General features: G+C 44.2%; 7 protein-coding genes. 3 read left to right on the top strand and 4 right to left on the bottom strand.

Translation table 11 applies throughout. The features are described 5' to 3' along the window. Positions 1–54: 54 nt before the first annotated feature. The 3 genes from AB4167_RS00250 to AB4167_RS00240 form a co-directional block, all read right to left on the bottom strand. Entirely contained in the window at positions 55–1479 is a 1425-nt protein-coding gene (locus AB4167_RS00250; protein WP_102428792.1) for a phosphomannomutase CpsG, read from the bottom strand. A 15-nt stretch (positions 1480–1494) separates the two neighbouring features. Further along, positions 1495–3030, bottom strand: a complete 1536-nt coding sequence (locus AB4167_RS00245) for a mannose-1-phosphate guanylyltransferase/mannose-6-phosphate isomerase (protein ID WP_136978017.1) — start codon at positions 3028–3030, stop codon at positions 1495–1497. Positions 3031–3116: 86 nt separating this feature from the next. Next, positions 3117–4286, bottom strand: a complete 1170-nt coding sequence (locus AB4167_RS00240; protein ID WP_017064827.1) for a mechanosensitive ion channel family protein — start codon at positions 4284–4286, stop codon at positions 3117–3119. Between the two features lie 186 nt (positions 4287–4472). On the opposite strand from AB4167_RS00240, the gene AB4167_RS00235 reads away from it, so the two are divergent. Together AB4167_RS00235 and AB4167_RS00230 are read left to right on the top strand one after the other, a co-directional pair. Then, positions 4473–5129, top strand: coding sequence for a TrkA family potassium uptake protein (locus AB4167_RS00235; protein ID WP_017079662.1), 657 nt, complete (start codon positions 4473–4475; stop codon positions 5127–5129). Positions 5130–5155: 26 nt separating this feature from the next. Next, positions 5156–6523, top strand: coding sequence for a TrkH family potassium uptake protein (locus tag AB4167_RS00230; RefSeq protein ID WP_017082461.1), 1368 nt, complete (start codon positions 5156–5158; stop codon positions 6521–6523). Between the two features lie 116 nt (positions 6524–6639). Here AB4167_RS00230 and msrB read toward each other — a convergent pair whose 3' ends face one another. After that, complete coding sequence (gene msrB, locus AB4167_RS00225; protein WP_372135950.1) at positions 6640–7782, bottom strand: peptide-methionine (R)-S-oxide reductase MsrB; 1143 nt, start codon at positions 7780–7782, stop codon at positions 6640–6642. 200 nt (positions 7783–7982) lie between these two features. Here msrB and AB4167_RS00220 point away from each other — a divergent pair, with 200 nt between their 5' ends. After that, positions 7983–8381: an OsmC family protein gene (locus AB4167_RS00220; RefSeq protein WP_372135949.1), complete on the top strand. Its 399-nt coding sequence runs from the start codon at positions 7983–7985 to the stop codon at positions 8379–8381. Positions 8382–8405: the final 24 nt, after the last annotated feature.

The raw sequence follows: 8405 nt of genomic DNA, 5'->3' as shown, positions 1-8405 counted from the left end.
CCGCGATGAACCTTTTTTGTGGATCTTAGTTGAAAACTGGAAGTGTCTGTATTCTTAAATGAGAAAAGACAGTAACTCGTCGACTTTAAGTGACAGTAAAGCTTTATCTTGTTTGGTTTCAACGTTAAGGCGTATTAATGGCTCGGTATTGGACTTTCTTAAGTTGAAGCGCCATGAGCCCATATTCATGCTGATTCCGTCTGTGTGATCGATCTCAACGGCATTATCTTGGTAGTGCGATAACACGCAAGCCATGACCTGCTCTGGGTCTGAGACTCTTCGATTGATCTCCCCGGAAGAGGGGAATCTATCTATACTAGTACTCGTTAATTGGTGAAGAGATTGTTGAGTTTTCGACATCAGCTCGATAACCAATAGCCAAGGAATCATGCCTGAATCGCAATATCCAAAATCACGAAAATAATGGTGTGCGCTCATTTCGCCCCCATAGACGGCATTCGTTTCACGCATCTTCTCTTTGATCAGTGCGTGTCCTGCTTTAATTCCAATCGCTTTTCCACCATGCGTTTTTGCGATTTCAATTGTGTTCCAGGTCATGCGCATATCGTGCAATACAGTCGTGTTAGGCTGTTTGACCAAGAATGCTTCAGCAAGCAACCCTACAATGTAATAACCCTCGATGTAATTGCCTTGCTCATCAAAGAAAAAGCATCGGTCGAAGTCTCCATCCCAAGCAATTCCAAGGTTGGCAGAATGCTCTAAAACGGCATCTCGAGTGGCTGCTTGGTTCTCTCTAATCAAAGGGTTTGGAATACCATTTGGGAAGTTTCCATCAGGGTTATGATGAACTTTGATGAAGGTGATAGGGACACCGAGTTCGTTAAATTTATTATCTAAAGCATCAATGATATGTCCTGCAACACCGTTCCCAGCATTAACCACAATCTTCATCGGTGACAGCTTTGATGGGGTTATGTACGAGAGTAGGTGCTCAACGTACGGAGCAAGAATACTGTTCGATCTACTAGAGTTACTTGGTTGTGCATGAACGAACGGTAAATTGCAGTTCAGCTCTTGATGAAGTTCTTCAATGCGTCGTTTGATTTCATCTAAACCACTGTTTTTACTGATAGGGCTAGCGTCTACACCGACCATTTTCATGCCGTTGTAATTGATTGGGTTGTGGCTGGCTGTGATTTGTATTCCGCCAATCGCTTTTAGGTAACGAGTCGCAAAGTAGACCTCTTCAGTGCCAGTCATACCTAGATCAATGACGGTAATCCCTGACTCGATTAAGCCTTTGGTCATGGCTTCTTGTAATGACAGGGAGGTTTTGCGGTTATCACGACCAATCACTACCTGCGCCAAACCATCGAGTGAGGTTTCAGGCTTAGCGGATAGGACGTATTCGCCAAATGCCTTACCGAGCAGGTAGGCGAGTGGCTCATTGATTTGTTTACCAATGACGCCGCGGATATCGTTGTTCTTAAAGCAGTTTAGGTCTAATGTTGGTTTCATCGATTTGTCGCTGCTTTATTTCGTTTGGTTGTGCTTTGATGAGTGGACTTGTTGCTTGCGCACGTCTCGCCCATAACTGTCTTGATATCGAATGATGTCGCCTTCACTTAAATGACTGCCTGTTTGTACTTCAATCATCTCGAGTGGGAGATCCCCTGGGTTCTCTAGGCTGTGAATATGACCTAAAGGGATGTAAGTGGATTGATCTTCTTCAACCAGATAGGTTTTCTCATTGTTGGTCACTTTCGCAGTACCCGCCACGACTACCCAATGTTCCGCTCTATGGTGGTGCATTTGTAACGACAACTTGTGACCGGGTTTAACGGTGATACGTTTAACTTTGTCGCGCTTGCCTAGGTCGATAACATCGTATTTACCCCAAGGTCTAAACACCTCACGATGATGCACATGTTCTGTGCGACCCGCTTGATTTAGTTGACTGACAATCGATTTAACACCCTGAACCTTGTCTTTATTTGCAACCAATATAGCGTCTTTGGTTTCGACAATAATCAGGTTGTCGACACCTACCGTCGCAACCAGCTTATTTTCAGCATGGATGTAGTTGTGTTGAGAGTCGACGGTTAACACATCACCTTCAATGACGTTATTGTGCTGATCTTTTTCGCTTACATCCCAGATCGCGGACCATGAGCCAATATCGTTCCAGCCGACATCCATCGGGATCACCGCGGCGTGCGAGGTCTTTTCCATCACGGCGTAATCGATTGAATCACTTGGACTGCTTTTGAATGCTTCAGCGTCTATACGGATAAAGTCGAGGTCGGTATTTTGCGTTGCAAGAGCGAGTTTACAAGCCGCTACTATCTCAGGGTGGTGTTCGGCGAGTTCTTCAACATAGCGTGATGCCTTAAACATGAACATGCCACTGTTCCATAAGTATTGTCCTGAGCGGATGTACTCTTCTGCTGTTGCTGTGTCTGGCTTTTCTACAAAGCATTCTATGGCGAAGGCGTGATTGATTGGCTGCTCTGTTCCATTAGTATCAGTTTGAGCACTGGAGGAAAGAGGCTCTCCCTGCTTGATATAGCCATAGCCAGTCTCTGGGGAGCTAGGTGTTATACCGAATGTCACCAGCTTGCCTTGTTTTGCATAATCAACACCACGACTAATCGCTTGTTGGAATTCAGAGGTTTTCGCGATGTGATGATCAGCAGCCAGCACTAACAAGATAGGGTCGGATGCGCTTTGTTCATTAAGCGGTGGTTTACTTAAAGCCTTTAGGGCGGCAAGCGCAATGGCTGGGGCTGTATTTCTACCGACTGGCTCTAGCAGAATACCACTATGTTGAATGTTAGCTGATCGAGCTTGTTCAGCGGCAATAAAGCGATGCTCTTCATTACAGATAATGAATGGGGCATCGCATTTACTATCCATCAAGTGCTCTTCAAGGCCTTGCAGGCGTTGAAGTGTGTGCTGAAGCATTGACTGGTCGCCGGCAATATTGAGAAATTGCTTAGGGTAAAGCTCGCGAGACAGTGGCCAGAGACGACTTCCGGAGCCGCCGGCTAGAATGACAGGTAAAATCATAGCGTGGTAATTAGGTGCATTAGAATACTGCCAGCATATTACCACGCTTCACGCTTATTACTTATCGATAACCAAGAAGGATATGACTATCGATGACCTTCCGTAGGGGAGTTCAACATGTCTTTGGGATCGCTAATATTCTGATTATCACCTAGGCTTTGAACGCTGTTATGATCTTGAACATTAGAAAAGTCTTGAGGGTCAATCTTGAGTGTCTGTGTTGGGAACGCGATGTCTGCATTGTGTTTATGAATAATCGCCAGAACCTGTAACAGAACGTCTTGCTTCACTTTGTGGTACCTGATCCAGTTGACTGTTTTTGTGAAGGTATAGATAAAGAAGTTGAGCGTTGATGGCCCAAATTTGTCAAAGTTAACGATCAACGTCTGTTTGGCATCAATATCAGGGTGGGTCTCGAGCATGGTTCTTACATCATCAACAATGAGCGCCAATTTGTCTGCATCTTGATAACGAAGACCAAAGGTTTCATTGATTCTACGATTCAACATTCTCGATGGATTCTCTACCACAATACTACTGAACACCGAATTTGGCACGTACAAAGGACGCTTATCAAAAGTGCGGATGATCGTCATGCGCCAACCAATGCGTTCGACAGTGCCTTCGATTTGACGATCGGGAGAACGTATCCAATCACCGACTTTAAAAGGGCGGTCGAAGTAAATCATCATGCCACCGAAGAAATTCGACAGTAGATCTTTTGCAGCTAAACCGACAATTAAACCACCAACACCACCAAAGGTGAGTAAGCCGGAAAGACTGAGCCCAAATGCCTGCATAATGGTTAGGCCGCCCATCACCATAAAGAACAGGCGAGCGACTTTCGCAATTGCCTGTACTGTGGTTTCGTCTCTGTTTTTTTGCTCTAAGACATAGGCTTCTGTGTTAGTGATCATTCGTAAGGTAAACCAAACGAAGGTACAGATAATTAATATGTGCTTAAGTGTTTTTAACCAGTTGATTTCATTGCCAAACTGGTCTTGAAGGATGAGCCCGACAGATACTGTAGCAGGCCAACACCAAAGTAACGTGCTGACAGGGGTTTTTAGTGCTTCTAGCAGTAGATCGTCCCAGTGGAATGGGGTTTTCTGAACCAGAATTTCTAAGCGATTATGGATAATTCGCCAAGCTACCCAAGCGAGAAAACTCGCCATAGTGATGAATAGGACGCTGTTTGCCCAATCACTATGGCTCTGGTTGATGTAGGTTTGTACTTGGGTTATGAATTCATTCATTGTGTGTGCTGCCGCAGAAATTATGAATTGGAAATTAGCAGAAACTCGAGTTGTTCTCTACCTTTATAAATCAAGCGATTATGACAATAGTATAACCTTATTCTTGCAGAACTAACTTTTTTTGAGATAGAAACTAATGTAGGTTTGGCTATCCCGTGTAATTAAAATTTCTAAACAGGATTTCAAATGAGCGACAAACAATATGCAGTTATCGGTTTAGGGCGATTTGGTCTGTCTGTTTGCAAAGAGCTACAAAGTTCAGGGGCACAGGTACTGGCCGTCGATATTGATGAAGAGCGAGTGAAAGAAGCGGCCAATTTTGTTTCACAAGCGATTGTTGCGAACTGTACGAGCGAAGAGACAGTTAAAGAACTAAGGCTGGACGATTACGATATGGTGATGGTGTCGATTGGCTCTGATGTTAACTCCAGTATTCTAACGACGCTAGTGGTAAAAGAATCAGGCGCAAAAGCCGTTTGGGTGAAGGCGAACGATAAGTTTCACGGCAAGATCCTTTCTAAGATTGGTGCCGATCATATCATCATGCCCGAGCGAGACATGGGTATTCGCGTTGCGCGTAAAATGTTGGATAGACGCGTTCTTGAGTTTATCGACCTTGGCAGCGGTTTAGCGATGACGGAAATTGTTATTGGTTCTAATTTTTTGGGTAAGAAACTTGGTGACCTTAAGCTGTGCAAAGAAAATGGTGTTGAGGTACTTGGTTTCAAGCGAGGCCCGAACCTAACTAAAGCACCTGAACTGGATGTGAGTTTAGAAATTGGGGATGTGGTGATCATCGCTGGGCCGAAAGAGACCTTATCTAGAAAGCTACGCAATTGGTAACTGGCAATCGGAAATAAGGTAACAGTATGAATTCGTTAAAACGAAAAGGTACTTTCTACACGCTTAAGAGTGATAAAAAGCCACGTAAAGGCTCTGAACCTAAGATTATCCTTACGAGCTTTTTAGGCGTACTTATCCCTTCCGCAATATTGTTGACGCTACCCGTGTTCTCTGTGACAGGTTTAAGCTTTACGGATGCACTGTTTACTGCCACGTCGGCGATCAGTGTGACAGGCTTAGGTGTTGTTGATACCGGTCAGCATTTCACCTTGGCTGGCAAAATCTTACTGATGTTCTTGATGCAAGTCGGCGGGTTAGGGCAGATGACCCTTTCTGCGGTGCTGCTCTATATGTTTGGTGTTCGGCTCAGTTTGAAACAGCAAGCATTAGCGAAAGAAGCATTGGGGCAAGATCGTAAGATTAACCTCAGGAAGTTAGTGAAGAAGATCATCATTTTTGCATTGGTGGCGGAATTTATAGGTTTCGTATTGCTCTGTTTTCGTTGGGTTCCTGAAATGGGATGGGCAACAGGGAGCTTTTACGCGTTATTTCACGCGATTTCCGCATTCAATAACGCAGGGTTTGCGTTGTTCTCAGACAGTATGGTGAGCTTTGTTGACGATCCACTGGTGATCTTTACCTTAGCTGGCTTGTTCATTTTCGGCGGATTAGGTTTTACTGTCGTGGGCGACCTATCGACTAACTGGCGGAAAGGCTTCCAACATCTGCATTTACACACCAAGATTATGCTAACCGCCACTCCGACTCTATTGTTGGTAGGTACGGTATTGTTCTGGCTGCTAGAAAGAAATAACTCAGCAACCATGGAAGGGTTATCGACTCAAGGACAGTGGCTAGCCGCATTTTTTCAGTCGGCAAGTGCTCGTACTGCTGGCTTTAATAGTGTGGATTTGTCTCAGTACACACAGCCTGCGTTGCTGGTAATGATTGTACTGATGTTGATTGGTGCAGGTTCTACCTCAACAGGTGGTGGTATTAAGGTTTCGACCTTTGCAGTAGCCTTTGTCGCAACGTGGACGTTCCTCCGTCAGAAAAAGCACGTGGTGATGTTTAAGCGCACTGTGACCTGGCAAGCGGTAACAAAGTCATTGGCCATTATTGTGGTAAGTGGGGCGTTATTAACCACCGCGATGTTTTTGCTAATGCTTACTGAAAAGGCAGCGTTTGATCGAGTCATGTTTGAGGTGATTTCAGCATTTGCAACGGTTGGTTTAACAGCTGGCTTAACCGCAAACTTAACTGAACCGGGGAAATACATCATGATTGTCGTGATGGTGATTGGACGAATCGGACCTTTGACTTTGGCTTACATGTTAGCTCGCCCTGAGCCTTCGTTGTTGAAATACCCAGAAGATACGGTGTTAACGGGTTAATAAGGTTAACAGGCTAAGGTTAACCCTTCTTGTTAGTGCGTTAGAAAAACAAAGCCAGCGAATATGCTGGCTTTGTTTTTTAGAGGTTCAGAGGTTTAAAGTCAGTTTCTGAATTCTTAGCCCTCGAATAATCCCACATATTCTTCGTAGCCTTCGTCTGCCAGTTTATCCGCTGGAATAAAGCGCATTGCGGCTGAGTTCATGCAGTAGCGTAAACCTGTTGGCTTTGGACCATCTTTAAATACATGTCCTAGGTGAGAGTCACCAAATTTACTGCGAACCTCTGTTCTCGGGTAAAGCAGCTTGTAGTCTGTAGTCGTTACGACATAAGCCTCGCTGATTGGCTGTGTAAAGCTCGGCCAACCTGTACCTGATTTGTATTTGTCTTTTGAAGAGAACAATGGCTCACCAGTCACGATATCGACGTAAATACCTTCTTGCTTGTTATCCCAGTATTTGTTGTCAAACGGGCGCTCTGTTGCGTCTTCTTGCGTTACATCGTATTGAAGTGCTGTAAGCTTCGCTTTGATCTCTGCATCAGACGGTTTTACGTATGTTTTAGCATTCGCTGTCGCATTCTTACTGTCGATGATCTGACGTAGTGTTTTAGGGTTGTCCTTTCTATCATCACCGAAGATTTTATCTAGGTACTGATCGCGGCCAGAAGCATAGCGATAGTAGTTATAACGAACCTTACTCTTCTTGTAATAATCTTGGTGGTAATCTTCTGCTGGCCAGAACTTCTCAAATTTTATCAGTTCTGTTTTTAGTGGTGCACCAAAGATATTAGCTTTGTCGATCTCCATCATGAAGTTCTGAGCAACATCTTTTTGTGCTTGGTTATGATAGAAAATAGCCGGTCGATAATGACGGCCTCGGTCTACAAAAGAACCTTTGTCATCGGTTGGGTCGATGTGTCGGAAGAATTGGTCAAGAACCTGTTCGTAGCTAACCACATCAGGGTTATAGGTCACGTTGATCACTTCGATGTGACCTGACTTACCCGAAGAGACCTGTTTGTAGGTTGGGTTTTCCAGTTCACCACCAGAGTATCCAGAGATAACGTCGGTTACACCTTTTAGCTTCTCTAGATCGGACTCCGTACACCAAAAACAGCCACCAGCCAGTGTCGCGATTTCACTTTTACCTGAATTAGCCGTTTTATCCATTGTATTGGCAGTGCCAGTCTGGCTTACAAACAGCGAAATCAGTGGTAGCGCAACCACGAGTGATACCAATATTTTAGATAATTTATTCATAGATACCTCATCTTGACGTTCTTCTCATTCGATTTTGAATGTACGAATAGAGACAGGTTTTAGATGGAAAAAATTACACTATTCATGAAAAAAATATCTCAAATAGAAAATCTTGCTCATAAATGCCGCCAGTAGTAGGGTGTAGGCATTGATATAAAATACCAAATAATGATGACGTTTTCGTACATCTAAGGAACAACATGCAAGCAGAAGTTAAATGGGTCGAAGGCTTTAAATTCCTCGGTCAATCTCAATCAGGCCATTCTATTGTTATGGATGGAAGTGGTGGTGCTACTGCGCCAAGCCCGATGGAAATGGTGCTAATGGCCGCTGGTGGTTGTAGCTCTGTTGATGTAGTGGACGGTTTGAAATCTGTGGGTCAAAGCATCACTGGTTGTAATGCAAAGCTTGAAACCAAACGTCGTGAAACAGCACCAAAAATCTTTACTGTGATTAACATTCACTTTGAAGTGTCTGGTGACAACCTTGATCCTGAGCAGGTCGCTAAGGTGTGTGCGGATTCATTAGAAAAGTACTGTTCTGTATGTCTAATGTTAGGTGCTGGCGTAGAAATGACTCACAGCTGGGAAATCGTCTAGTCTTCTGATTGTACAGCTTGGCGG

Source organism: Vibrio sp. 10N.286.49.E11 (assembly GCF_041469505.1).
GTDB classification, from domain to species: Bacteria; Pseudomonadota; Gammaproteobacteria; order Enterobacterales; family Vibrionaceae; genus Vibrio; species Vibrio crassostreae_C.
Note: the sequence above shows the minus strand (reverse complement) of the source record. Positions and strands in the feature narration are given on the sequence as shown.

Excerpts from the sequence above, each read along its gene's own strand:
- AB4167_RS00230 (WP_017082461.1), top strand. The coding sequence starts at position 5,156 with ATGAATTCGTTAAAACGAAAAGGTACTTTCTACACGCTTAAGAGTGAT.
- AB4167_RS00235 (WP_017079662.1), top strand. The coding sequence starts at position 4,473 with ATGAGCGACAAACAATATGCAGTTATCGGTTTAGGGCGATTTGGTCTG.
- AB4167_RS00240 (WP_017064827.1), bottom strand. The coding sequence starts at position 4,286 with ATGAATGAATTCATAACCCAAGTACAAACCTACATCAACCAGAGCCAT.
- AB4167_RS00250 (WP_102428792.1), bottom strand. The coding sequence starts at position 1,479 with ATGAAACCAACATTAGACCTAAACTGCTTTAAGAACAACGATATCCGC.
- msrB (WP_372135950.1), bottom strand. The coding sequence starts at position 7,782 with ATGAATAAATTATCTAAAATATTGGTATCACTCGTGGTTGCGCTACCA.
- AB4167_RS00245 (WP_136978017.1), bottom strand. The coding sequence starts at position 3,030 with ATGATTTTACCTGTCATTCTAGCCGGCGGCTCCGGAAGTCGTCTCTGG.
- AB4167_RS00220 (WP_372135949.1), top strand. The coding sequence starts at position 7,983 with ATGCAAGCAGAAGTTAAATGGGTCGAAGGCTTTAAATTCCTCGGTCAA.